Annotated in this window: 22 protein-coding genes and 1 riboswitch; of the genes, 19 read left to right on the top strand and 3 right to left on the bottom strand. The window is 42.2% G+C overall.

Features of this window, described 5'->3' with window-relative positions:
* Nucleotides 1-36: 36 nt before the first annotated feature.
* Complete coding sequence (gene rnhC / locus IEE86_RS11395) at nucleotides 37-918, bottom strand: ribonuclease HIII (RefSeq protein ID WP_224740951.1); 882 nt, start codon at nucleotides 916-918, stop codon at nucleotides 37-39.
* 179 nt (nucleotides 919-1,097) lie between these two features.
* On the opposite strand from rnhC, the gene zapA reads away from it, so the two are divergent.
* From zapA to IEE86_RS11470, 15 genes are all read left to right on the top strand, one after another.
* On the top strand, nucleotides 1,098-1,355 hold the full coding sequence (zapA, locus tag IEE86_RS11400; RefSeq protein ID WP_191097333.1) for a cell division protein ZapA: 258 nt from the start codon (nucleotides 1,098-1,100) through the stop codon (nucleotides 1,353-1,355).
* 7 nt (nucleotides 1,356-1,362) lie between these two features.
* Nucleotides 1,363-1,896 carry a CvpA family protein gene (locus tag IEE86_RS11405; protein WP_191097334.1) on the top strand — a complete coding sequence of 178 codons (534 nt, stop codon included), beginning with the start codon at nucleotides 1,363-1,365 and terminating at the stop codon, nucleotides 1,894-1,896.
* A 114-nt stretch (nucleotides 1,897-2,010) separates the two neighbouring features.
* The gene (polX, locus tag IEE86_RS11410; RefSeq protein WP_191097335.1) at nucleotides 2,011-3,723 is read left to right on the top strand and encodes a DNA polymerase/3'-5' exonuclease PolX; all 1,713 of its coding nucleotides are present in this window, start codon (nucleotides 2,011-2,013) and stop codon (nucleotides 3,721-3,723) included.
* Between the two features lie 21 nt (nucleotides 3,724-3,744).
* Nucleotides 3,745-6,102: an endonuclease MutS2 gene (locus IEE86_RS11415; protein WP_191097376.1), complete on the top strand. Its 2,358-nt coding sequence runs from the start codon at nucleotides 3,745-3,747 to the stop codon at nucleotides 6,100-6,102.
* Between the two features lie 14 nt (nucleotides 6,103-6,116).
* Nucleotides 6,117-6,521, top strand: coding sequence for a DUF350 domain-containing protein (locus tag IEE86_RS11420; RefSeq protein WP_007501637.1), 405 nt, complete (start codon nucleotides 6,117-6,119; stop codon nucleotides 6,519-6,521).
* Between the two features lie 164 nt (nucleotides 6,522-6,685).
* The gene (locus tag IEE86_RS11425) at nucleotides 6,686-7,141 is read left to right on the top strand and encodes an Imm63 family immunity protein (RefSeq protein ID WP_191097377.1); all 456 of its coding nucleotides are present in this window, start codon (nucleotides 6,686-6,688) and stop codon (nucleotides 7,139-7,141) included.
* Between the two features lie 101 nt (nucleotides 7,142-7,242).
* Entirely contained in the window at nucleotides 7,243-8,961 is a 1,719-nt protein-coding gene (locus tag IEE86_RS11430; protein WP_191097336.1) for an AMP-binding protein, read from the top strand.
* 169 nt (nucleotides 8,962-9,130) lie between these two features.
* Entirely contained in the window at nucleotides 9,131-9,715 is a 585-nt protein-coding gene (locus IEE86_RS11435; RefSeq protein WP_191097337.1) for a TetR/AcrR family transcriptional regulator, read from the top strand.
* Nucleotides 9,716-9,741: 26 nt separating this feature from the next.
* Nucleotides 9,742-10,521 carry an enoyl-CoA hydratase gene (locus IEE86_RS11440; RefSeq protein WP_191097338.1) on the top strand — a complete coding sequence of 260 codons (780 nt, stop codon included), beginning with the start codon at nucleotides 9,742-9,744 and terminating at the stop codon, nucleotides 10,519-10,521.
* Nucleotides 10,522-10,552: 31 nt separating this feature from the next.
* The gene (locus IEE86_RS11445) at nucleotides 10,553-11,326 is read left to right on the top strand and encodes an electron transfer flavoprotein subunit beta/FixA family protein (protein ID WP_191097339.1); all 774 of its coding nucleotides are present in this window, start codon (nucleotides 10,553-10,555) and stop codon (nucleotides 11,324-11,326) included.
* A gap of 44 nt (nucleotides 11,327-11,370) precedes the next feature.
* Nucleotides 11,371-12,348 carry an electron transfer flavoprotein subunit alpha/FixB family protein gene (locus IEE86_RS11450; protein WP_191097340.1) on the top strand — a complete coding sequence of 326 codons (978 nt, stop codon included), beginning with the start codon at nucleotides 11,371-11,373 and terminating at the stop codon, nucleotides 12,346-12,348.
* 75 nt (nucleotides 12,349-12,423) lie between these two features.
* Complete coding sequence (locus tag IEE86_RS11455; RefSeq protein WP_191097341.1) at nucleotides 12,424-13,902, top strand: alpha-N-arabinofuranosidase; 1,479 nt, start codon at nucleotides 12,424-12,426, stop codon at nucleotides 13,900-13,902.
* Nucleotides 13,903-14,148: 246 nt separating this feature from the next.
* The gene (gene trxA, locus IEE86_RS11460; RefSeq protein WP_007501629.1) at nucleotides 14,149-14,463 is read left to right on the top strand and encodes a thioredoxin; all 315 of its coding nucleotides are present in this window, start codon (nucleotides 14,149-14,151) and stop codon (nucleotides 14,461-14,463) included.
* Nucleotides 14,464-14,602: 139 nt separating this feature from the next.
* A complete protein-coding gene (gene uvrC / locus IEE86_RS11465; RefSeq protein ID WP_191097342.1) occupies nucleotides 14,603-16,375 on the top strand; it encodes an excinuclease ABC subunit UvrC in 1,773 nt (590 codons plus the stop codon).
* A gap of 61 nt (nucleotides 16,376-16,436) precedes the next feature.
* Nucleotides 16,437-16,614: riboswitch (Lysine riboswitch) on the top strand.
* Between the two features lie 131 nt (nucleotides 16,615-16,745).
* Entirely contained in the window at nucleotides 16,746-17,981 is a 1,236-nt protein-coding gene (locus IEE86_RS11470) for an aspartate kinase (RefSeq protein ID WP_191097343.1), read from the top strand.
* Nucleotides 17,982-18,002: 21 nt separating this feature from the next.
* On the opposite strand, the gene IEE86_RS11475 is transcribed toward IEE86_RS11470, so the two are convergent.
* Nucleotides 18,003-19,772 carry an ABC transporter ATP-binding protein gene (locus IEE86_RS11475; protein WP_191097344.1) on the bottom strand — a complete coding sequence of 590 codons (1,770 nt, stop codon included), beginning with the start codon at nucleotides 19,770-19,772 and terminating at the stop codon, nucleotides 18,003-18,005.
* A 129-nt stretch (nucleotides 19,773-19,901) separates the two neighbouring features.
* Between IEE86_RS11475 and IEE86_RS11480 the strand changes: the two genes are divergently transcribed.
* From IEE86_RS11480 to IEE86_RS11490, 3 genes are read left to right on the top strand one after another with little or no spacing between them, the layout of a single operon-like run.
* Nucleotides 19,902-21,359 (top strand): ABC transporter permease, encoded by a 1,458-nt coding sequence (locus IEE86_RS11480; protein WP_191097345.1) that lies wholly within the window; start codon nucleotides 19,902-19,904, stop codon nucleotides 21,357-21,359.
* A 13-nt stretch (nucleotides 21,360-21,372) separates the two neighbouring features.
* Nucleotides 21,373-22,893, top strand: a complete 1,521-nt coding sequence (locus tag IEE86_RS11485; RefSeq protein WP_224740934.1) for an ABC transporter permease — start codon at nucleotides 21,373-21,375, stop codon at nucleotides 22,891-22,893.
* Between the two features lie 20 nt (nucleotides 22,894-22,913).
* Complete coding sequence (locus IEE86_RS11490; RefSeq protein ID WP_191097346.1) at nucleotides 22,914-24,707, top strand: ABC transporter substrate-binding protein; 1,794 nt, start codon at nucleotides 22,914-22,916, stop codon at nucleotides 24,705-24,707.
* 295 nt (nucleotides 24,708-25,002) lie between these two features.
* Here IEE86_RS11490 and IEE86_RS11495 read toward each other — a convergent pair whose 3' ends face one another.
* Nucleotides 25,003-25,446 (bottom strand): YslB family protein, encoded by a 444-nt coding sequence (locus IEE86_RS11495; protein WP_191097347.1) that lies wholly within the window; start codon nucleotides 25,444-25,446, stop codon nucleotides 25,003-25,005.
* 283 nt (nucleotides 25,447-25,729) lie between these two features.
* Between IEE86_RS11495 and IEE86_RS11500 the strand changes: the two genes are divergently transcribed.
* Nucleotides 25,730-26,338 carry a succinate dehydrogenase cytochrome b558 subunit gene (locus tag IEE86_RS11500; protein WP_008355953.1) on the top strand — a complete coding sequence of 203 codons (609 nt, stop codon included), beginning with the start codon at nucleotides 25,730-25,732 and terminating at the stop codon, nucleotides 26,336-26,338.
* Nucleotides 26,339-26,357: the final 19 nt, after the last annotated feature.

Consider the following 26,357-nt stretch of genomic DNA (forward strand, 5'->3'; position numbering starts at 1 on the left):
GAAAAAGAGCTAGAGCCACATGGGCCCTAGCTCTTTTTATAACATTTTTTTCGCTTTTTGGGTGTTGGCAAAATGCAGCTTTGTAAATTGACGTAAAGCGGCTTCGCCGTGTAGCTTGATGAGCTTGGCGGCCGCCTTGTCCACATGAGGACCGGCGCCTTTTGGAATGTCAAAGCCTGCTGCCTTTGATAATTTATCCATCTCAATTAAAAAGGCGTACCTTGCGATAATGGAAGCCGCTGCAACCGACAAATGGATGCCTTCTGCTTTTGTACTAAAGTACGTCCGCTCCCGAATGATTTTTTTTCCTGCAAGGTGCTTGAAATAAATACCAGGCTCTGCAAATTGGTCAATTAAAATGGCTTCTGGTTCTTTCCCATCTAGTTTCTCTAATACAGAGGTGATCACTTGATTATGAAGCAGTGCCTTCATTTTCCCTTGGCTCATGCCCTTTTCCTGCATCGTATTGTACTTCTCATTTCGGAGAACGAGAAGACTGAACGGAATGGTTTTGATGAGATTTTTGGCAATGTTGATAATCTGCGGGTCCTTTAGTCCTTTTGAGTCTTTTACGCCAAGCTCTTTCATCAGAGCAAGCTGGCTGGCATCAACATAGGCCGCGCAGACCGTCATCGGTCCAAAATAATCACCTGTACCTACCTCATCTGAACCGATCACTGACATAGAAGCAATGCCGGGCGGCGGGCTGTATTTTGTGACAGTAGCAGGTGATTTTTTACTTGTTGTATCAGCTGCTTTTAAATGGCTGAACTGACTTGCTTCTGCTTCTGCCTTTTGTCCTTGAAACAGCACTTTACCAGAACGATAGGCTGTAATCGTACAGCCAGGGACCTTTGCTTGAAAGAGGGCGCCTGGCGGTAAAGTGTCAGTTAAATGGTGCGCATATGCGCTCTTCATCTTTTTGAGGTCTTCTGAAGTTGCTTTTAAGACGGATTGGGGCACAGTGGATAACTCCTTTTTACCTTGATATCATTGATTTCTAAAGTGTACCATAACAGGGAAGGGCTCGTCTTTCCATTCAATGTCTAAACATGTTATGATAGAGACTAGGATTCTCGTGGAATGGAGGAAAAACGTTGTCTGACGGCGGTAAAACAAAAACAACAGTTGAGATTTACGGACAGTCCTATACGATCATCGGTCAAGAAACAAAGATGCATATGCGACATGTTGCTTCAATTGTTGATGATAAAATGAGAGAAATAAACGAAAAAAACCCATACCTTGATATAAACAAATTAGCTGTACTGACAGCAGTCAATGTCGTCCACGACTACTTGAAATTAAAAGAGCAATACGAAAAACTAGAGGTTCAGCTTAAAGAAAAGGAATGAAATTACCGTGATCGATATCATCATTTTGTTTTTGCTTCTTATGGGAACGCTTGTCGGTCTAAAGCGCGGGTTTATTCTTCAATTTATTAAATTGATTAGCTTTGTTGTTTCTATTTTAGTGGCTTCCATGTTTTATCAGTCACTTGCACCACAGCTTACGTGGATTCCAGCACCTAATTTTAGCGGCGGTCAAGCGCAGCTCGCGTTCTTTAGCGGAAATTTAGAAACAGCTTATTATAATACCATTGCGTTTATCATTCTGTTTATCTTGACCAAAATCCTGCTCGCCATCGTTGGCGGATTGCTCACAACCATTGCAAGTATACCTGTGATTAAACAAGTCAACAAACTGCTTGGCGGTGTTTTAGGATTTCTTGAAACCTATCTATTTGTGTTTATTCTATTGTTTGTCGCTGCATTACTTCCAGTTGATGCGCTGCAAACAATGATGAGCAAATCAATGTTAGCAGATGTGATCGTAGGCAACACCCCTTATCTGTCCAACGTTGTCAAAGACCTATGGACGACGTATGGCGTTTAAAAACTTCTCCTTTCTTGGAGAAGTTTTTTCTCATTCCATGACTGAAAGTTGTCGGATGAAGGGAAAGTTTGTATATTTATAAAGGAAGATGCCAAAGCGGCTGGAGGATGAGAGATGAATAAAAAAGATATTATCAAACTTCTTGAAACAATTGCAGTTTATATGGAACTAAAAGGAGATAATCCTTTTAAAATTTCTGCCTTTCGTAAAGCAGCAGCGGCACTGGAACAAGATGACCGCAGCCTTTCTCAAATAGATGATCTATTAGCATTACCCGGCATTGGAAAAGGAACCTTTGCTGTGATCACAGAGTATATCGAAAAAGGACAATCAGAAACACTCGAACAATTAAAAAAAGAAGTGCCTGAAGGACTTGTTCCGCTCTTAAAATTGCCAGGACTCGGCGGGAAGAAGATTGCGAAGCTTTACCAAGAGCTTGGCGTCCACGATGCACAATCTCTTAAAGAAGCATGCGAAGCGGAGAACGTACAAGCGCTCGCTGGCTTCGGTAAAAAAACAGAAGAAAAAATTCTTGCAGCCCTTGAGGAAGCGGGAAAGCAGCCTGAACGGCTGCCAATTGGCTTTGCTTTAGATGTCGCAGAGCGGATTGATCATGCGCTGGAACATATGAAGGGAATCATCCGCTTTTCAAGAGCTGGCAGTTTAAGACGTGCACGTGAAACTGTGAAAGACTTAGATTATATCATTGCAACAGACGATCCTGAACAGGTCAGAGAGCAGCTCGTTGCACTTGATGACGTAAAAGATGTCATTGCAAGCGGTGATACGAAAGTATCTGTCATTCTTGCCCTTGATTTTGAGATCAGCGTGGATTTCCGGCTTGTGACAACAGAGCAATTTGCGACAACGTTGCACCATTTCACTGGCTCAAAAGATCACAATATTCGAATGCGGCAGCTTGCGAAGGAACGCGGAGAGCGTATTAGCGAATATGGCGTTGAAACAATTGAAACAGGCGAAGTGAAAACATTCGAAGACGAAAGCGCTTTTTATGCCCATTTTCAACTTCCACTCATTCCGCCAGAAATTCGTGAAACCGGAGCAGAGATTGATACGTATAAAGAAAGTATGCAATTTGTAGACCTGAAAGATATGAAAGGCGACCTTCATATGCACTCGACATGGAGTGATGGTGCATTCTCTATACGTGAGATGGCAGAGGCATGTATCGCAAAAGGGTATGATTACATCGCCATTACAGACCACTCACAATATTTAAAAGTAGCCAACGGTTTAACAAAAGAACGTTTGCGCCTGCAAGCAAAAGAAATTGACAAGCTTAATCAGGAATTTGAGCATTTTCACATATTCAAAGGGGTCGAAATGGATATCCTGCCGGATGGATCGTTAGATTATGATGATGACTTTTTAGCAGACATGGATTTTGTGATTGCCTCTATCCATTCTAGCTTCTCTCAGCCTGAGGAAGTCATAATGGAGCGCCTTGAAAATGCTCTGCGAAATCAGCATGTGGATTTAATTGCTCATCCAACAGGCCGTTTGATTGGGAGACGGGACGGCTATGCCTTAAATATTGATCAGCTCATAGAGCTTGCGAAGAAAACAGGCACTGCACTTGAGCTCAACAGCAACCCGTCAAGACTTGATTTGAAAACAGAACATTTAATGAAAGCAAACGAAGCGGGTGTGAACATCATGATCAATACAGATGCGCATAACATCGCCATGCTGGATCATATGGAAGTCGGTGTAACAGCTGCAAGAAAGGGCTGGACACCAAAAGCAAATGTCGTGAATACTTTTTCTCTAAACGAAATGAAAAAGTTTTTAACGCGTGACAGGTAGTCGTTAGGAGGCTGGACCATGCTGCAACAAAAAGTGTTAGCATCATTAGAATTTCATAAAATAAAAGAAAAAGTCATGTCCTATACCGCATCCACTTTAGGAAAAGAAAAGGCCCAGGATTTAACGCCGCTCACGGATATAGAAGCCATTCAGCATTTGCTGGAAGAGGTTGCAGAAGCGCAAGATGTCATCCGCTTAAAGGGATCTGCACCATTTGGCGGGTTAACGGATATTAGACGCGGAGTCAAACGGGCAGAAATCGGCAGTATATTAAGTCCTTCTGAGCTGATGGAAATCGCAGCGCTATTATATACTGCGAAAAATATGAAGCACTTTCTCACGTCAATGTATGAAGATGGTGTCGATATACCACGCCTTCATACATATGCAGAATCGCTCATTTTACTGCCTGAAGTCAGAAAAGAAATCGAGAGCTGTATCGGTGATAATGGAGAAGTGCTTGATCACGCAACACCGGCACTTCGAACCATACGAACGCAATTACGTTCACTAGAATCAAAAGTACGTGATAAATTAGAGTCGATGATTCGTTCGCAATCTGCTTCAAAAATGCTGTCAGACACGATTGTCACCATTCGGAATGATCGGTTTGTTATTCCCGTAAAACAAGAGTACCGCTCGAATTATGGCGGGATTGTTCACGATCAATCTTCTTCTGGGGCAACACTTTTTATTGAGCCGCAAGTGGTTGTGGATTTAAATAACACCTTACAGCAAACTCGTTTAAAAGAAAAACAAGAGATCGAAAAGATTCTGCAAATGCTGACAGAGAGCGTGTCAGAGCACATTGAGGAACTGCTTCACAATGTAAAGGAGCTGCAGACATTAGATTTTATTTTTGCTAAAGCCAAATATGCGAAGGCAGAAAAAGCGACAAAGCCCTCTGTGAATGACCAAGGAGAGATTTATTTAAAACGAGCAAGACATCCCCTCTTGCCTCGGGATCAGGTGGTCGCAAATGACATTGAGCTCGGCAAAGATTTCTCTACGATCGTGATCACTGGACCAAATACAGGGGGGAAGACAGTTACCTTAAAAACACTCGGTCTACTGACGCTGATGACGCAAGCAGGTCTTCATATTCCAGTGGAAGAAGGCTCGGAAGTGGCTGTATTCGACCAAGTCTTTGCCGATATTGGAGACGAGCAGTCCATTGAACAAAGCTTGAGTACGTTCTCCTCACATATGGTCAATATTGTGGATATTTTAAAGCATTTGACGTCTCAATCACTTGTGTTATTTGATGAATTAGGGGCAGGAACAGACCCTGCTGAAGGTGCGGCACTCGCCATGAGTATTTTAGACGAAGTGCATCAAACAAATGCACGCGTCATCGCAACGACTCACTATCCTGAGCTAAAGGCATACGGATATAACCGAGAAGGTGTCACAAATGCGAGCGTGGAGTTTGACATTGAAACCTTATCCCCAACGTACCGTTTGCTTATCGGTGTACCTGGACGAAGTAATGCGTTTGAAATTTCCAAACGTCTTGGTTTGCCTGATCATCTCATTGACCGGGCTAAGGCGGATATGCATGCAGAGCATAATGAAGTAGACCAAATGATTGCTTCATTAGAAGACAGCAAAAAACAAGCCGAAGAAGAATTGCATGAGACAGAAGCCTATAGAAAAGAAGCAGAGAAGCTTCATAAAGAATTGCAAAGACAAATTCTTGAATGGAATGAGCAAAAGGACAAACTGCTTGAAGAGGCCGAACAAAAAGCGAAAGAAAAAATTGAACAAGCATCGAAAGAAGCAGAAGACATCATCCAAGAGCTCAGGTCGATCAAAAGTGAGCATCGCTCGTTCAAAGAGCATGAACTCATCGATGCGAGAAAGCGTCTTGAAGAAGCAGTCCCTGAGTTTGACCGGAAGAAAAAACCAGAGCCAGCGAAAAAAATAGCAAGACAGCTAAAACCAGGTGATGAAGTCAAAGTGCTCACCTTCGGACAAAAAGGAACACTGATCGAACAAACGGGTAACAAAGAATGGAGTGTCCAAATGGGCATTCTGAAAATGAAAGTAAAAGAAAAAGACATGGAATTTGTCAAATCAGCACCCGAATTTAAGCAAGAGAAAGCCATTACGGCGGTTAAAGGGAAAGATTATCATGTATCGCTTGAGCTTGATTTAAGAGGAGAGCGTTACGAGAATGCCCTAAGCAGAGTCGAGAAATATTTAGATGATGCGGTATTAGCTGGCTATCCGCGTGTGTCGATTATTCACGGAAAAGGAACGGGTGCCCTTAGAAAAGGCGTCCAGGAATTATTAAAACAGCACAGAAGTGTGAAAAATGCTCGTTTTGGTGAACAAGGCGAGGGAGGATCAGGCGTCACCATCGTCGAATTAAAGTAAAAAGGAGAAAACGCATGAAAGCCTTTTGGGAAAATGAACTTGTGGAAATTGCCGCCTATTACAGCGTGGCCGTCCTATGTCTTGTCTTATTTCTGACCATATTTGAACTCGTGACCTCCTATAAAAACTGGGAAGAGATTCAGCGGGGGAACTTAGCGGTTGCTATGGCAACCGGCGGGAAGATCTTTGGGATTGCGAATGTGTTTCAGCATTCCATCGCACAGCACAACTCTCTCCTTCAAATGGTTGGATGGGGTGTATACGGCTTTGTGATGCTGCTTGTCAGCTATTTCATTTTTGAATTTTTAACACCACGATTTAAAGTAGACAAAGAGATTGAGAATGATAATAGAGCGGTCGGGTTTATTTCACTCATTATTTCAGTTGGGCTGTCTTATGTAGTAGCAGCCGGCATTTAAGGAGACGACATGGAAAAGCTAGCAAAAGTATTAATCGTAGTTGCCTGCACTTTTGCGGTCATTGGCGCCGTTTACATGTTCCTATGAAATGAAGAAGACAAAGTGAGAAAGCTGTCAGGGAAGCCCTTGACAGCTTTTATCTCATCGAAGGCGGCGAATGGATGATGAATCAAATCTTGCAAAAAGACGAACTGATGAAGTGCATTGATACTTGTCTTAAAAAGACATCACTTCCCCGAGACATATATGAACCGTATATCGCACGTCCATTTCAAACGACTGGATTTTTTGATGATTTGAGCCCTTATATTCAGATCGATTCGAGTGGCTATATCCTCATTCAATATGAACGAGGAGTGAAAATGCTGGATAAAAGAACAACAGATGCGGACGAAGTCATTTACTGGATTTTAGAAGACACGATCTTTCTTACTGTATACCGAGACATGATGAAGCAGTATCAAGTCGACAACATCCATACGCATTTACCTAATGATCCGAGTATCCATCAACAGATCGTGGAACGAGTAAACGAGTCGTTCCGTGCAATCGGAGGATTATATGAAAAGTGGCATCATGAAGGAAAAAGAGCATCTATAGAAACACCGGCGAAAAAGTAAAGGTGTGCAATGGAACCAAGCTCTATTTGAAAAAAGCAAACAGCCCGAAGGAAAAGTTTGCTATAATATAATAGTACGAAAGTTCAGGAAGGAGGGTTTTTATGCAGTCAGATAAACGTTGGCTTCTGCATTACCCGAATCAAATTCCCCACGAACTCACCATCCCAAATGAAACGTTACAATCTTACTTATTCAGCTCCACAGAGGCTGCACCTGAGCATACAGCCATTCATTTTCTAGGAAAAAACATCACCTATGAACAGCTGCAAGAAGACGTATTGAAGCTAGCCAGCCATCTAATGAAAAATGGCGTGAAAAAAGGCGACAGGGTGGCGATCATGCTGCCAAACTGCCCTCAATCGGTCATTTCTTATTATGCTGTTTTAATAGCAGGCGGCATTGTTGTTCAAACGAACCCGCTGTATACAGAAAAAGAACTGGAATATCAAATGGAGGACAGCGGCTCCAAAGTGCTGATCACACTCGATCTATTGTATCCAAAGGCCTATAAAATGAAAGCGCTGACAAGTGTGGAGCACTTAATCATGACCAAATTACAAGATTATTTACCATTTCCGAAAAACATTCTGTTCCCTATTGTCCAAAAAAGAAAAAACAACATGGTCATCCAAGTAGAGAAAAGTGATACCATTCATCATTTCTCACAAATCATGAAAGAATCTTCAGGAGAACAGATTCCCGCGCTTGCCTTTGAGCCAAAAGAGGATGTCGCTGTTTTGCAGTATACAGGCGGAACAACCGGTTTACCAAAAGGAGTCATGCTCACGCATGAAAATATTTTAGCGAATACAGAAATGTGTGCTTCCTGGATGTATAAAACGACGAGGGGAAAAGAACGAATCCTTGGCGTCATTCCATTTTTTCATGTGTACGGAATGACGACCGTATTAAACCTTGCTGTCAAAGAAGGTCATCAAATGATTCTTCTTCCGCGCTTTGATGTAGCTGATACCCTAAAAACGATTGAAAAACAGAAGCCGACGCTCTTTCCAGGCGCACCAACGATGTATATTGCCCTGCTGCATCACCCGAACATTGAAAAGTATGACCTGTCGTCTATTACGGCATGTTTAAGCGGATCGGCGGCACTTCCTGTTGAAGTCAAACAGAGCTTTGAAAAATTAACAGGCGGCCGTTTAGTGGAGGGGTATGGTCTTTCAGAAACTTCACCAGTTACCCATGCCAACTTCTTATGGGGAGCAAATAAAACAGGCAGCATTGGCTGTCCTTGGCCTAGTACAGATGCTGGCATTTATTGCGAGGAAACTGGGGGACTCAAAGAGCCATATGAGCATGGAGAAATTATTGTCAAAGGGCCGCAGATTATGAAAGGGTACTGGAATCAGCCAGAGGAGACTGAGGCGGTATTAAGAGATGGCTGGTTTTTCACCGGAGATATTGGGTATATGGATGAGGACGGTTTCTTCTATATAGTCGACCGGAAAAAAGATGTCATCATTGCGAGCGGCTATAATATTTACCCGAGAGAGGTCGAAGAAGCCCTTTATGAACATGAGCTTGTGCAGGAAGTCGTCGTGGCAGGTATTCCAGATCCGTACAGGGGAGAAACAGTGAAGGCGTTTGTTGTGCCGAAAAAGGATGCCTATTTAACAGAGGATGAACTCGATCGCTTTGTCAGAACAAGAATTGCTTCATTTAAAGTACCGCGCGTGTATGAATTTAAAGAGTCGCTCCCTAAAACGGCTGTCGGGAAGATTTTGCGCAGAGTGTTAATTGAAGAAGAAAAAAGAAAGCACGCTTCTTCATCTGAAACGCCTGTCGATCAATCTGAGAAATAACGACCTGCATCATCCGGTCTATCGGCCGGATGATTTGAATTGTGACTGTCTGCTCTGGTATGCTAAAGGTTGAAAAGAATGAAGAAAGAGCACTTGACAAATCACTCGTTTCTTTTTAACATGAAGTTATGAATGAATGCTCATTCAATTCAGAAAGGGACGAAGCACATTGAAGCAGAAAAGACCGAAGTACATGCAGATTATTGATGCAGCAGTTGTGGTGATTGCAGAGAACGGCTATCATCAATCACAAGTTTCAAAGATTGCCAAACAAGCAGGGGTAGCAGACGGAACCATTTATCTCTATTTCAAAAACAAAGAGGATATTCTGATCTCTTTATTTAAAGAAAAAATGGGACAATTCATCGAACGGATGGAAACCGATATTCAAAAAAAACCGTCTGCCAAAGAAAAGCTTCTACTGCTGATTGAGGAGCATTTTCGCATGCTTGCGCAAAATCATCATTTGGCTCTTGTGACACAGCTTGAACTTAGGCAGTCAAACCTTGAGCTGCGGCAAAAAATCAATGAGGTGCTGAAAGGGTATTTAAATATGCTCGAGTCGATTTTAGCAGAGGGAAAGAAAACAGGAGAATTCAGACAAAATCTAGATGTCCGCTTAGCGAGACAAATGGTATTTGGCACGATTGATGAAACCGCGACAACATGGGTCATGAATGATCAAAAGTATGACCTGCCTGCACTCGCAGAAAACGTACATGATCTACTGTTAAACGGAATACATCAATCTTAAAGACAATGTGAAAAAGGATGATTGACATGGAAAAGATACTTAGCTTACATCATGAAAGGCAGACAGCGCTCATCACAATTCAGAACCCACCTGCAAACGCCTTATCTTCTCAGCTTCTCACTGAGCTTAACGACATGTTTGACCAGCTCGAACAGAATGAAGAAGTAAGAGCCATTGTGATCCACGGAGAAGGCAGATTTTTCTCGGCAGGTGCTGATATTAAGGAATTTACGACCTTACAGAAAGAGTCTGATTATGCAAGTCTTGCAGACAGAGGGCAGCAAGTTTTTGAACGGATTGAACAATGTCCAAAGCCAGTCATTGCCTCGATTCACGGAGCAGCATTAGGCGGAGGCCTTGAGCTGGCAATGTCTTGTGATATTCGAATCGCAACAAAAGATGCGAAGCTTGGGCTGCCGGAATTAAACCTCGGCATCATTCCAGGATTCGGCGGCACGCAGCGCCTCCCTCGCTATGTTGGTTCTGCTAAAGCGCTTGAAATGATGGGAACAGCTGAACCGATTACAGGCGCGGAAGCATTCGCCTGCGGACTTGTTTCAAAGCTGGCTGAAACAGAGGAAGAGGCGCTCGAGGCAGCCAAAACACTTGCGGCAAAATTTGCAGCGAAAAGCCCAAAATCACTCGAGTATGTGCTTGATTTATTGAACGCAACAAAATTGTATTCATATGATGGTGGAATGAAGCTCGAAGCCAAAAAGTTTGGTGAGGTTTTCCAATCGAATGATGCCAAGGAAGGTATCAGGGCCTTTATCGAAAAGCGCAAACCGAATTTTAAAGGGGAATAAGGGATTAGTACGACACAAGGGGGAGAAATGAATGAATATATTTGTGTTGATGAAGCGTACGTTTGACACGGAAGAGAAGATTTCCATTCAGTCTGGTGCAATTCAAGAAGATGGGGCAGAGTTCATTATTAATCCTTATGACGAGTACGCCATAGAAGAAGCCATTCAGCTTCGCGATGAGCACGGGGGAGAAGTGACTGTTGTGACAGTTGGCAGTGAAGACGCGGAGAAACAGCTAAGAACAGCGCTTGCTATGGGCTGTGACAAAGCCGTTTTATTAAATGTGGAAGACGACTTAGAAGAATGGGATCAATATTCAGCTTCGACCATTCTTTATCACTATTTAAAAGACAAAGAGGCGTCCTTGATCTTAGCGGGGAATGTGGCGATTGACGGGGGCTCTGGACAAGTAGCCCCGCGTCTTGCTGAATTACTTGGTTTTCCATATGTCACAACGATTACAAATATTCAAATTGACGGCGGCTCTGCTTCGATTGAACGAGATGCAGAGGGTGACGTGGAAGTGATTTCTGCTGAGCTCCCGCTTGTTGTCACAGCGCAGCAAGGCTTAAATGAGCCTCGCTATCCTTCATTACCAGGCATTATGAAGGCAAAGAAAAAGCCTTTAGAAGAATTGGAACTTGATGATTTAGATCTGAGTGAAGACGATGTGCCATATAAAATCAAAACGATTGAACGTTTCTTACCGGAGAAAAAAGAGGGTGGCAAGGTGCTGAGCGGTGAGCTTCAGGATCAAGTCAAAGAACTGACAGAACTACTAAGAAATGAAGCAAAAGTCATCTAAACATCCACTTTACGATATCACGAGAACAAGGGGGAGCTTGAAGGATGAGTAAAAAAGTTGTTGTACTTGGAGAAAGTCGTGACGGTAAATTAAGAAATGTGACATTTGAAGCGATTGCTGCCGCTCACGGGGTGGCAGATGGCGGTGAGGTCATTGGTGTGTTAATAGGGGATGACGTCAAAGATCAAGCGGATGAACTGCTTTACTATGGGGCAGATCATGTCATGATTGTGGAGCATCCGCATCTTTCATATTATACATCTGATGGCTTTGCGCAGGCGCTTCAAGCCATACTAGATCAGGTCAATCCGGATGCTGTGCTCTTTGGCCATACGTCTATCGGAAAAGACTTATCGCCGAAAATAGCCGCACGCCTGCAGACTGGCTTGATTTCAGATGCGATCGATGTAAGCGTTACCGGAGAACATCTCGTTTTCACTAGACCCATTTACTCTGGAAAAGCCTTCGAAAAAGTCATCTCGACAGATCGACTGCTTTTAGCGACCATCCGGCCAAACAATGTGGCACCACTTGAGCGTGATGCGTCACGAAGCGGTGAAGTCACGCCAGTTTCTGTTGATATTCAGAACCTGCGAACGATCGTGAAGGAAGTCATTAAAAAAACGTCAGAAGGTGTAGACTTATCTGAAGCAAAGGTCATTATCGCTGGAGGACGAGGGGTCAAGAGCAAGGAAGGCTTTGAACCGCTGAAAGAACTCGCTGAGACGCTTGGTGCAGCAGTCGGTGCTTCGCGTGGAGCTTGCGATGCAGACTACTGTGATTATGCCCTGCAAATTGGTCAAACCGGTAAGGTCGTTACACCTGACCTTTATATTGCCTGCGGGATATCAGGTGCGATACAGCATTTAGCCGGAATGTCTAACAGTAAAGTCATTTTTGCGATTAACAAAGATCCAGAAGCTGAGATTTTTAAAATCGCCGATTATGGAATCGTCGGTGACTTGTTCGAAGTCGTTCCGCTTTTGAATGAAGAGTTAAAAAAGATGAATATCCACTCGTAACGCTCATACACTCAGAATGCCTAGGTATTCTGGGTTTTTTTGTATGTCATCATGAAACAAAGGAGCGGTTGACAAGTGAAGGGAACAGTAAAAGTCAATGACGTGATCGGGCGTATTTCTAAACACATCTATGGGCATTTTCAAGAGCATTTAGGAAGAGGAATTTATGATGGAATTTGGGTAGGAGAAGATTCAGCGATTGATCATATTGAAGGGCTTCGTACCGATGTGCTAAAGGCTCTTCAAGCATTACATATACCGGTGCTTAGGTGGCCGGGCGGCTGCTTTGCAGACGAGTACCACTGGGCAAATGGTGTAGGTGATCTTAGTGAACGAAAACCGATGGTGAACACTCATTGGGGCGGTACGGTTGAATCCAATGCATTTGGAACGCATGAATTTATGAGATTGTGTGAACTGCTTGAATGTGAGCCTTATATTTGCGGCAATGTGGGAAGCGGGTCTGTTCAAGAATTAGCAGAATGGATTGAATACATCACATTTCCTAAGGGGACACCCATGTCCGATTGGCGCATTCAAAATGGAAAACAAGACCCATGGAAGCTGACCTATGTTGGTGTAGGCAATGAAAGCTGGGGCTGCGGTGGAAATATGACGCCTGAATACTATGCAGACTTATACAAACGCTACCAAACGTATGTAAGAGAGTTTGCGGGTCAGCAAATTTACAAAATCGCTTGTGGCGCAAATTCAAATGACGTGAATTGGACAAAAGTATTAATGGAGCGGGCTGCACCATGGATGGATGGGCTTAGTTTACATTACTACACTGTACCCGGTACATGGGAGAAGAAAGGGTCTGCGACTGATTTCGACGAGGATGAATGGTTTACAACGTTGAAGAAGGCAAATGAAATGGAGCAGCTTGTCATGGATCATGGACAGATCATGGATCAGTATGACCCAGACAAGAGAATCGGGATGATCATTGATGAATGGGGGACATGGTATGACCCAGAACCAGGGACAAACCCTGGGTTTTTGTATCAGCAAAACACACTAAGAGACGCCCTTGTCTGTGCCCTGCATTTTCATATTTTTCACCGCCATTGCCAGCGGATTCATATGGCGAATATTGCCCAGACGGTCAATGTCCTGCAAGCGATGGTATTAACGAAAGACGAAAAGATGATTCTGACCCCTACCTATCATGTGTTTCACATGTTTCAAGTGCATCAAGAGGAAGAAGCGCTTGAAGTGGAGTTTGATTCACCGCCGTATGAACGCCGAGGTGAAAAAATCCCTCAGGTCAGTGTGTCAGCCTCGCGTTCATCTGACAAAATGCATATTAGCTTTTGTCACCTGAATCCTCATGAAAAAATAGAGGTAGCTCTTGCGATAGATGGGATTGATCCACAAAAGACTGTCACTGGCCGCGTGCTAACAGCTGATCGAATGAATGCGCACAATACATTCGAAGATCCTCATTCCGTTCAGCCTGCGGACTTTCGGCAATTTGCTGTTAAACGCGGCGAGCTGACTATTGATCTCCCGCCTATGTCGGTTGTAATGTTGACTGTCGATCTGGCTTGATTGCATATTTCAATGTTTGATGAGAAGAATGTTGGGGCATCATACATTGTAAATGAAGCGGAAAGGGAGTTGTGTTATATGCTTAGAACCATTCTGATGATCATCGGTGCGATTGTTGTTATTGGTGCGATTGTAAGGTTTGTTTTTTAATTCATTTTATAAAAAATGATTCGTAAGCATTTCATTCGCAAGTCACATTGGTAGATGCTATACTAAAAAGCATAATTTACATTGGAGGAATGAATAATGGCTATCGTAAAAGCAACTGACGCAACATTTTCACAAGAAACTGCAGAAGGTGTTGTTCTTGCAGACTTTTGGGCACCATGGTGCGGACCTTGTAAAATGATTGCTCCAGTTCTTGAAGAACTTGATCAAGAAATGGGCGATAAAATGAAAATCGTAAAAATTGATGTAGACGATAACCAAGAAACTGCTGGTAAATACGGCGTCATGAGTATCCCAACACTTCTTGTTTTAAAAGACGGCGAAGTCGTAGAAACATCTGTTGGTTTCAAACCAAAAGAAGCACTAGCTGAGCTTGTCAACAAACATCTATAAATCCATCTATGCCAATGTGGCATGACGACTGAAGCGGTTCTCGTATTGACGAGAGCCGCTTTTCTTTCAATATGGTATAAAACAAATGTTCGTGATACACTAGAAGGAGTGAAAGAGGAAAACAAGGACGGATGAAAATATGAATAAACTGATCAAAGAAAAGCTATCAGTCCTGCCTGATCGACCAGGCTGTTACTTAATGAAGGATAGACAGAATACGGTCATCTACGTGGGGAAGGCAAAGGTATTAAAAAATAGAGTGCGCTCATATTTCACTGGATCTCATGATGCCAAAACGCAGCGGCTCGTCAGTGAAATTGAGGACTTTGAATACATTGTCACCTCTTCTAATATCGAGGCACTGATTTTAGAGCTGAATTTAATTAAAAAGTATGATCCAAAATACAATGTCATGCTCAAGGATGATAAGACGTATCCTTTTATTAAAATTACGAATGAACGGCATCCTAAGCTAATCGTCACCCGCAATGTAAAAAAGGACAAAGGGAAATACTTCGGACCATATCCGAACGTACAAGCAGCAAGAGAAACGAAAAAGCTGCTCGATCGCTTATATCCACTAAGAAAATGTGCGACACTCCCTGATCGCGTCTGTCTTTATTATCATCTTGGGCAATGTCTCGCACCATGTGTGTATGACATTTCTGAAGAAACGAATAAGCAGCTCGTGGATGAAATCACCAGGTTTCTAAATGGAGGGCATCAGCAAATCAAGAAAGAACTAACTGGCAAGATGCAGGAAGCAGCCGAACAATTAGAGTTCGAGCGGGCAAAAGAACTGAGAGATCAGATCGCTTACATCGACTCAACAATGGAAAAGCAGAAAATGACAATGGGTGATATGTCAGATCGAGATGTCTTTGCCTATGCCTATGATAAGGGCTGGATGTGTGTCCAAGTCTTCTTCATTAGGCAGGGGAAATTGATTGAACGTGATGTCAGCCTGTTCCCTATGTATCAAGACCCGGAGGAAGAATTCCTCACGTTTTTGGGCCAATTTTATGAAAAGAACAATCACTTCCTGCCGAAGGAAATTCTAGTGCCAGACAGCGTAGATCAAGAGATGATTGAGCAATTGCTTGAGACGAACGTTCACCAGCCGAAAAAAGGAAAGAAAAAGGATTTGCTTTTACTTGCACACCAAAACGCCAAAATCGCCTTAAAAGAAAAATTCTCGCTCATTGAGCGCGATGAAGAACGGACAATTGGTGCGGTAAAGCAGCTCGGGGACGCACTTAACATTTATATGCCATACCGGATCGAGGCATTTGATAACTCAAATATTCAAGGTGCAGACCCGGTTTCTGCCATGGTCGTCTTTCAGGACGGGAAGCCATATAAAAAGGAATACCGGAAATACAAAATCAAAACCGTCTCAGGGCCAGATGATTATGCGTCCATGCGTGAAGTCATTAGAAGACGATATACACGCGTGTTAAAGGATGAACTGCCGCTGCCAGATTTAATTTTAATTGACGGAGGAAAGGGACAGATTAACGCAGCCATAGATGTGCTTGAAAATGAATTGAATCTGTCTGTCCCAGTGGCAGGTCTTGTGAAAGATGAAAAACACCGGACATCAAATCTCATGATGGGAGATACACTTGAAATCGTTGCACTGGAGCGAAATAGCCAAGCCTTTTATTTATTACAGCGTATTCAAGATGAAGTGCACCGGTTCGCCATTAGCTTTCACCGGCAACTGCGCGGAAAAAATGCTTTCCAGTCTATTTTAGACGATGTGCCAGGTATTGGAGAAAAGCGCAAAAAGCAGCTACTTAAACATTTTGGCTCTGTGAAAAAGATGAAAGAAGCTTCTGTCCAAGATTTTCAGGACGCTGGGATTCCGAAACAAACGGCTGAACTTTTAATGGAGGCATTAAAAAAATAGATTGTACTTTTTCCAAAAGTCTGTTAAGATGTGACTAAATTAATAAATGAACGTGTTGTTTGTTGAAGATAGAGGTGCGAACTTCAAGAGTAAGCCTTCAGAGATCGATGGGATCAAGGAAGAGGGCTGAAAGGGGAGCGTCGCCGAAGTGAATAAAATCCACTCATTTTATTCGCTGGCTGTACATTGAAGAAATGTAGGGCTGTCAAGAATATATTTCTTGGAGGGCTATCTCATTGTTTGCATCGTTTGATGATGATTTTAAAGCAATGGGAGATTTGTTCTCTCATTGCTTTTTTATGTGCAGTGATTAGAGCAGTCTCCGCAGCCTCTTCTCTCACACGTGATCTTTTGAAAAAGGGTGGTAGACATGGGACTAATTGTACAAAAATTTGGCGGAACATCCGTTGGATCAACAGAAAAAATACGCAATGCCGCAGAGAGAGTCATCGCTGAACGCAAGGCTGGACATGATGTGGTTGTAGTGGTGTCTGCGATGGGCAAATCAACGGATATTTTAGTAGACCTAGCGAAAGAACTCACAGATGATCCAAGCAAAAGAGAAATGGATATGCTGCTCACAACTGGAGAGCAAGTCACTATTTCGTTACTGGCAATGGCACTGCAAGCAAAAGGCTATGATGCCATTTCCTATACAGGCTGGCAGGCTGGGATGAAAACAGAGAAGGTGCACGGAAATGCAAGAATCGTGGACATCGATGAAGCAAGAATCAAAGAAGAACTTAGTGCGGGAAAAGTCGTCGTTGTAGCAGGTTTCCAAGGAATTGCGGATGATCTACATATTACAACACTTGGTCGCGGTGGATCAGACACGACAGCTGTGGCACTGGCTGCGGCACTCAAAGCAGACAAATGTGATATTTACACGGACGTACCAGGTGTGTTTACGACAGATCCACGTTATGTGCCGTCTGCGCGAAAGCTTGCAGGTATTTCATACGATGAGATGCTCGAGCTGGCCAATTTAGGAGCTGGGGTCCTGCATCCGAGAGCGGTTGAGTTTGCGAAAAATTATCAAGTCCCACTAGAAGTCCGTTCTAGTATTGTAAATGAATCGGGTACGTTAATTGAGGAGGAATCATCCATGGAACAAAATTTAGTTGTAAGAGGCATTGCATTTGAAGATCAGATGACACGGGTGACGGTGTGCGGCCTATCAAGCGGTTTGACAACACTATCGACCATTTTTACGACGCTTGCTAAGCAAAATATCAATGTCGATATCATCATTCAGTCCGTCACAAGCACGAATCAGACGTCGATCTCTTTCTCTGTCAAAACGGATGATTTGTCCAAAACAGTTGAAGTATTAGAAGAATACAAAGGCGCACTTGGCTACGAGCAGATTGAGACAGAAAGCAAATTAGCCAAAGTATCCATCGTTGGGTCTGGTATGGTTTCAAACCCAGGCGTTGCTGCTGAAATGTTCGCTGTGTTAGCTCAAAAAGACATTCAGGTGAAAATGGTCAGTACGTCTGAAATCAAAGTCTCAACAGTCGTTGATCGTGAAGATATGGTGAAAGCTGTAGAAGCCCTTCATGATGCGTTTGAATTATCAAAGGTGAGCGCCGCTGCTCATTCTTAAACAACAAAAGAGGTGTACCCGCTACAACGGGTACACCTCTTTTTTATGTGCTGTTGGAATGGCAACCCAGTGATCTTTTGATATTTCTACTAGCTCTGCATTTTGTAAATGATAAGGATCTTCGTCCATCTGTTCTGCTGAAACGAATCTTTCCTTCTTTGCTTCCACTTTAGGATCAGGTATAGGGATGGCTGAAAGTAGCGATTTTGTGTAGGGGTGCTGCGGATTGTTGTAAAGCTCCTCACTTTCGGCTAATTCAACAATTTTACCAGCATACATCACAGCCACTCGGTCACTAATATGTTTCACCATCGACAAATCGTGTGCAATGAATAAATAAGTCAACCCAAGCTTTTTCTGAAGATCCTCTAATAAGCGTACGATTTGCGCTTGGATAGAAACATCAAGTGCAGACAGAGGTTCATCACATACAATCAATTGTGGTTCTACGGCAAGCGCCCTTGCGATTCCGATTCTCTGGCGCTGTCCTCCGGAGAATTCATGAGGGTACCGATCGGCATGTGACGGCTTGAGGCCGACCATCTCAAGCAGTGCTTCCACCCTTTTTCTCCTTTCGGTGTTGTTTGTGCTTAACCTGTGGAGATCAAGCGCCTGTCCGATAATATCCAGCACTTTAAAGCGAGGATTTAGAGAAGAATATGGGTCTTGAAAAATCATCTGCATATGCCGCCGCATCGTTTTCATTTCTTTTTTCGACAGCCGGTGGACTGGAATGCCTTGAAATAAGATATCGCCATCTGTTGGTTCGTTTAAGCGAAGGATCGCTCGGCCAGTGGTTGATTTCCCTGAACCTGATTCGCCAACAAGTCCCAGTGTCTCTCCGCGTTTAATCAAAAAATCAATCTGATCAACCGCTTTTAGCACATGCCCTTTACCGATTTGAAAGTGCTGAGATAATGATTTCACTTCCAGTAAAGGCGGATGATGCTTGATATGTATGGCATCAAAATCTTTCTTGTTTTTTTTCTTTTCATGTAAACGAGGCAAAGAATTGAGAAGCTGTTGTGTATATGCATGCTGAGGGTTCTCAAACAATCCTTCTGTTGTATTGGATTCGACAATTTTTCCTTCTTTCATCACAACCACCCGATCACACATTCCGGCAACAACGCCCAGGTCGTGTGTGATGAAAATAATCGAGGTCCCAAACCGTTCTTGAATATCCTTCATCACATGTAAAATTTGGGCTTGTATCGTCACATCGAGTGCAGTCGTTGGTTCATCTGCGATAAGCAAGGCTGGCTGAGAGGCTAAAGCGATGGCAATGACGATCCGTTGACGCATACCGCCAGAGAATTCATGAGGATATTGCTGATAGCGCTCCTTACTATGCTGAATCCCTACAAGTTTCATCAGGTCAATGGCCTGTTGTTTAGCTTCTTCTTTTGAAAGCTTTTTGCGTTTGATCAAGCTTTCAGCGATTTGGGGGCCAATCCGTATCGTTGGATTGAGAGAAGTCATAGGGTCTTGAAAAATCATGCCAATCTCACGACCTCTTACAGCCTGCATTTCTTTTTCCGTTTTTGTTGTGAGTTCTTCCCCCAAAAAGGTGATACTTCCTGATTTTAAAAAAGAAGGAGGTGATGGAAGGAGTTGTAAAATACTCCGGGCTGTTACACTTTTCCCGCTTCCTGATTCCCCGACAATACCAAGTGTTTCTCCTTTGTTTACTTCAAAGCTAATGCCACGGACAGCTTCTAATTCGCCATCCCGTGTGTGAAAAGATATATGTAAATCCTTCACAGTTAGAAGAGGTGCTAAATCCTTCAATCTTTTCCACCACCTGTATGATATGGATATTGACTTTCAAATGAAGCTAGCATAAACTTTACTATACAGATCGGAATAATGCAATTAACTTTTTGGAACGAACATTCATGTGAAAGGGGGAACGATGGGTTGTCGAGAATGGTAGCTGTAAAACATGATGAGATTGGCGGCATATCTCATCCATCCTGGGTCAGTCGAATATTTCAAGACATTCAATCGCGCCGTACATATCAATTAGTGCTGTGGATTGTTGGTTTACCCGTGCATTTGTTTGTGTTTTTTTATTATTTACATAAGAGTAAACAAGATACATATATTCATGTATTAGAAGAAGTGAAGGCTCGTTTAGATGTTTCTGGCGTTAAAGAGAAAATGAGAGCGGATATTAAGCAGCAAGTGTTGAGGAAAAAAGAATTCTTCCATGAAAAAATAGATCCACATGAGATCGACAGCCTCACTCATCAGTGGACAGAAGAAGCCTTTCAAAAAACAGTGAAATTGAAGGTTGAAGAAGAGCTAAAAAAACAAGGTCAGGCGAAAGTCACGTTTCACACGGTTTTTGCTTCACTATTATCTAACCGGCTTTTTCTTATGGTGACATTGATTCCAGGCTTACCAATGTATATTCTGCTTTTTTTATACCGGCATGCACTCTTGAAATATGTTGTTGAACGGCTGCTTATGAGTGTATTGGTGATTATCGGTGTAATCATTCTTGTCTTTACCATTCTCTATTTCTCTCCATTTGATCCAGCAGTAAATATTCTTGGAGAATCCGCCACAAAGGAGCAAATCGCAGCTTTTAATCATCTATATGGTCTAGATCAGCCATATATCCAACAGCTTTGGAATGCTTTAAAAGGACTTTTTACATTTGATCTAGGAAAATCGTTTACAGGAAATGAAGAAGTGGCAACAAGCATAGCGAATAAATTTCCTATCACGCTCACATTAGCCGTTTGGTCACTCGTCATGGCGATTGTGATTGCCATTCCAATAGGGGTTATTTCTGCGACAAGACCGTATTCATTTTTTGATTATTCGTTCATGTTTATCGCATTACTTGGGTTGTCTATTCCAAACTTTTGGCAAGGGCTCATTTTCATTTTGAACTTTTCGATTAAATGGAAATGGCTTCCCGCCACGTATTCCCCAGAAAATTGGTTATCTTTACTCATGCCAGTCATTGTCCTTGGTACGGGGTTAACTGCCTCGATTGCTCGGATGACCAGGTCATCTATGCTCGAAGTTATTCATGAAGATTACATGATTACAGCAAAAGCAAAGGGGCTAAGTCAGCAGTATATTCTATGGCGACATGGAATTGGCAATGCCATGATTCCGATTATTACCGTCATTGGACTGCTTTTCGGTGGCATGCTTGGAGGAGCGGCTGTTACAGAAAAGGTATTCAACATTAGTGGGATTGGAAGTTATATTGTTGATAAGCAGTTTATCCCTGATATTCCGAGTATTTTGGGAGGGGTTGTATATGTGGCGATTACCATCTCCGTCGTGAATGTCATCATTGATATTTTATATGCATTTTTTGATCCTCGTATTAGATTAAAGATGAAACAATATTGAAGTAGGTGTAGGAATGTCAGCAACGATGAAGTCGATTCACTCTCATGAGCAGCATCACGTGAAAAAGCGGTCTATCGAGTATATTGGCGCAAAATTCACATCTGTTGCATCAATTGTCATGACCATTCTTTTCTTTATAAACAGCGTTGATATGGCGAATCAAACCGTGAAGCCACTGATGTTCAGTGTATCTTTTATTTACCTTTTCTTTTCACTTATTCAAGTCAGTATTACATGGAAAATAAAGAATGATCTAGAAAAGACAGGTGTAATTCAAACCTTCACGAGGCGTCTAGGTTATGTGCAGTTGTTGAGTCTTTTGGCTGGTCATCTCATCATCACCGTTTTTGCCTTTAGTCTCATAAAAGAAAGAAAATCTCTGGCATATCTATTTGCTTTTTACATGCTGATCAATCATATCGTGATCATGGCTTTGTCCGCTCTTAATTTATTCAAACCCTATGTAACGGATTCCTTTCCACTTGCTATGCTGATTCTGCTTGTCATCGGTCTCTTTTATACGGCAGTATTTGTGTTTGTCATTAAGCAGGAGGATAGAAAGGTATCACCGGTAACGGGAACATATTTTGCTATTGCCCTTGTGCTTTCATCTGTAATGGGCAACGTATTTGCTCTTCTTCTGGCGATACAGCTTGCGGTGAAAACAAGACATATCAAAAAATATCGTTTTGAAAAATGGCGTTCCATCTGGGAGAAAATAACGAGAAACCAAGCAGCGATGCTAGGACTGTTGTTCATTGTTTTTGTTTTTTCTCTGTCCATGTGGAGTGTATTTACCTTCGATTATGACTTGGCGGTCGAAAATCAATATGGTGCTATTTTGCAAACACCAAGTCTTGCTTATCCACTTGGAACTGATCAATTTGGCCGTGATGTATTTTCGCAAATTGTCTTTGGGGCAAGAATTTCCTTACTCGTTGGCTGCATTTCAACCCTTATTCCAGCCGTCATTGGAGGTTTTTTGGGGGCGATTGCTGGATACTACACGCCAAAAACAGATCATATCATTATGCGGTTGCTGGATGTTCTTTATGCTATCCCTGGCATATTACTGGCGATCGCTATCATTGCAGCATTTGGGGCCAATATTGTGAACTTGATCATTGCTCTTAGTGTAGGAGCGATTCCGACCTATGCCAGAACAATGCGTGCCAATGTCATGATGATTTCTAATCTAGAATATGTTCACTCAGCCCGAGCATTAGGTGCTAGTGATTGGTCTATTATTTTTAAAGAAATTGTCCCTAATTCACTGGCGCCAATGATTGTGAAAGCCACTTTGACAATTGGGTCGGCAGTGATTGCGACAAGTAGTTTGAGTTACTTGGGCCTTGGCGTTGAACCTCATATTCCGGAATGGGGAAATATATTAAAAGCGGGGAGTACCTATCTAGAATCTCATGCCTATCTAGCAATTTTTCCAGGGCTCGCCATTATCATGCTTGTCTTATCATTTAACTTTTTAGGTGACGCATTACGGGATGCGTTAGATCCAAAATTAGATGAAATGTAAACACACAAGGGGGAAATACTATGAAAAAAAGTGTATTACCATTGCTCATCATATTGCTTCTCGTATTAGCAGGCTGTGTCAATACGAAGTCAAGTGTAGGAAATGAGGAAGGTAGTCAAGCGTCGAAAGAAACCATTGAATTACTTGGAATGAGCAGTAGTGAAGATGACCTGAATATCGTTCGAGATCAATTGGTCAAGAATGGATTTAAAGTAAAACTCAATATTCAGCCTGATTATGGCAGCTATACAGCTCAAAAGGATGCCGGGAATTATGACATCGTTCTTTCGAGCTGGACGACTGTGACGGGGAACCCTGATTATGCGGTTCGTGGCCTGTTTAAAACCGGTGCTGATAACAGCATCATGTCAGATAAACAAATCGATCAATTGATTGACAAAGCAGCAACAGAAACGCCTGACGAATACATTCAAACGTATCAAGAATTAGAAAAGCGTCTAGTCTTTGATAAGGCCTATATTGCACCGCTTTACAATTCATTGAAAGCTCAAGGTGTGAACAAAGAGGTGATTAATGAGAAGACCGTTCGTCTAGCTAAATCTCGGGCAGTTGCATGGGAATCAATTGATTTTAACGATTCATCCAAAAGAAATAAAGATCCGCTCATCACGCAACAGGCGCTAGCTTCCCTTACATCACTTGATCCGATCAAAGGCAATGATGGCTCAATTAATACACTGAATACCAATATGTATGTAAGACTTGTGAATTTGACAGATGATGATAAAGTCACATCAAAAGGTTCACTTTCTTGGAATCATGCCGCAACAAAAGATAAAACACATTATTACTTCTTATTAAGAGACGATATCCGTTTTGCAAAGGTGGAGAATAAAAAAGCGATGGATTCGGGCGAACGCGTAGGTGCAGATGATGTGGTTTTTTCGCTGAACAGAGCCAAGGATAAAAACGCAGTACCAGACCATCGTACATATTCATTGCATGAGCATATTCAAAGTGCAGAGGTTGTAACCGATCTATCTGAACTGAAAGCAGCATCAGGTAATGGCGGTACGATCAAAGAAGATTTAGAAAAAGATGTGCAACAGAAGGTGAAAAAGCTCGTAAAAGATAAAGAAGATGCAGACAATCAAGCAGGTGCGTATCAAGTGGTAAAGATCACGACAACAGAGCCATTCCCGCAAGTATTAAATTATTTAGCCCATCAATCAGCAGGAATTGTTTCTAAGAAACAGATAGAGCGTGTAAACACATATGATGTGGATGCCTTTGATCCAGCAAAGGATATCCCATATGGCGATCAGCGTACAATCACAGAAGGGAAAATGTATAACAATCAATTGTTTGCGAGCGGGCCATACATTTTATCGTATAAAAACGATTATGAAGCGGTTTTTTATAAAAACCCTGCATATATGAAAGGAACAGAGAACGAGCCAAACATTTCACAAGTCACCGTTCGATTTATCGAAAATCCAGATAGTGCGTTATCTGCTCTCCGAAATGGAGAAATTCATATTTTTAATGGAATACCTGAAACAAAATATGATGTAGTCGAGGCAGACAGCAAGCTAGCCTTGCAAAAGAATCAGAGCAATGCTGTTGCCTATTTGTTATTTAACACCTCTAAACGTGAAGTGGCAAAAAGTGAAGACTTACGAAAAGCGATCCTTTATTCCATTAATCAAGAGGAATTTGTTAACTTCTATCAAGGAAATAAACACAAGGCATCATCTACAGTCAGTCCGCTTGTTCAAACAAAAAACGAGTTGAAGCCGGATGCTAAAAAGGTGAAAGAATATTTAGTGACATATCAGGAAAGTAAAAAATGAGCAAGAAGCATCTACTCCGATGGGGGTAGATGTCAGATTGTTGACAAAGGGCTAAAATGATCTTGATTTTAGCCCTTTGTCTTCTTTTCAGCGTGATAGAAAGCCCTTGAAGTCTAGGAAGGACGAGTACCGGAGCGGAGCGAATTGGACATTCGTGAGCACCGGAACGCAGGACTGACAAAGAATGCGAGGGTTTGTCTACACGCTGGCGAAAGCCATTTCTATATGTATGCTATGATAGAAGAAGACATATAAAAAAGGCGTGACACGAAGTCCTCGCCTTTCATAAGCATTGTTAGCTAGGGTCTCTTAAATCCCATTTAACGGTTAAAATGACTTTATCAGCACGTTTTTTCACTTGCTCATAGGATTCAGCAACGTACTCATTGAGAAGCTGAATCTGTTCAGCAATAAAACCTGCTTCCATTTGAAAACATGGCTCCTTTTGATAGGTGAGTCGATTCGATACAAGTGGACCTTCGAGCTCAAACTCAATTTCCTGTTTTTTAGAATGGGTTATCGTGAGAGTCCCCCATCCGGCATCATGGAAAAATTCGGGGATTTTCTCCCATGACTCTTGAGGAAATTTACGAGCAAGTAGCTTACCCGCAAAATACATCATAGACGAATGATCCTGACCAAAAATGTCAGGCAGCAGAACTTCGCGTATCAGCTCGTAGGCAAATCCATTGACTTCAATTTCTTTTAGCTGTTCTAAGTTAGATTCAAATTTATTCATTGTGCGGCTCCCCTCTTTCAACAATTTATTATAGCTTATGTGGGCATATGATGACAGAGTTTTCCCTGAAGTCTAAGAAATTCTTATTGTAGTAAAACGAATTTTGATTTAAAACTTTTAAATTTCGGAAAATTTTAATTTATGTACGCGGTTTCTTGACGCTTTTTTGACATAGGAGTAAAATGAAATTGTCAATAAATTTGAATAAAGTGCTTACATTTGAAAGAAGCGGGGGTAAGACAATTTTCAAGCAATTGCACTTTTTTTACTAGGGGGTAAAGTAATGTCGGGGAACAAAGAATTTTTTTATCGGAGATTGCATTCTTTGCTTGGCGTCATTCCGGTCGGTCTATTTTTAGTACAGCACTTAGTGATTAACCACTTTGCGACAAATGGACCAGAGGCGTTTAACAAAGCTGCACACTTTATGGAACAGCTTCCATTCAGATATGCACTTGAGCTGTTCGTGATTTTCTTACCACTGATCTATCATGCTGTTTATGGGGTGTACATAGCCTTTACGGCACAAAACAACACGTCTCGCTTCAATTACTTAAGAAACTGGTTGTTCAGACTGCAAAGGATTACAGGTATCATCACATTGATTTTTGTTACTTGGCATGTATGGGAAACACGAATTCAAGCGCAGCTTGGAGCTGAAGTAAACTATGACATGATGGCGAATATTTTAAGCTCTCCATTTATGCTAGGCTTCTATATTGTCGGTGTTTTATCTACTATTTTCCACTTTGCTAATGGCTTGTGGTCATTTGCTGTCAGCTGGGGAATTACTGTTTCACCACGCTCACAAAGAATTTCCACATATGTGACATTAGGTATATTTATAGCGCTTTCATATGTAGGGCTAAGAGCAATTTTCGCTTTTGTTTAAGAGGAAATAGATTAGTAGA

Source organism: Bacillus crepusculi (assembly GCF_014764715.1).
Lineage (GTDB): Bacteria > Bacillota > Bacilli > Bacillales > Bacillaceae > Bacillus.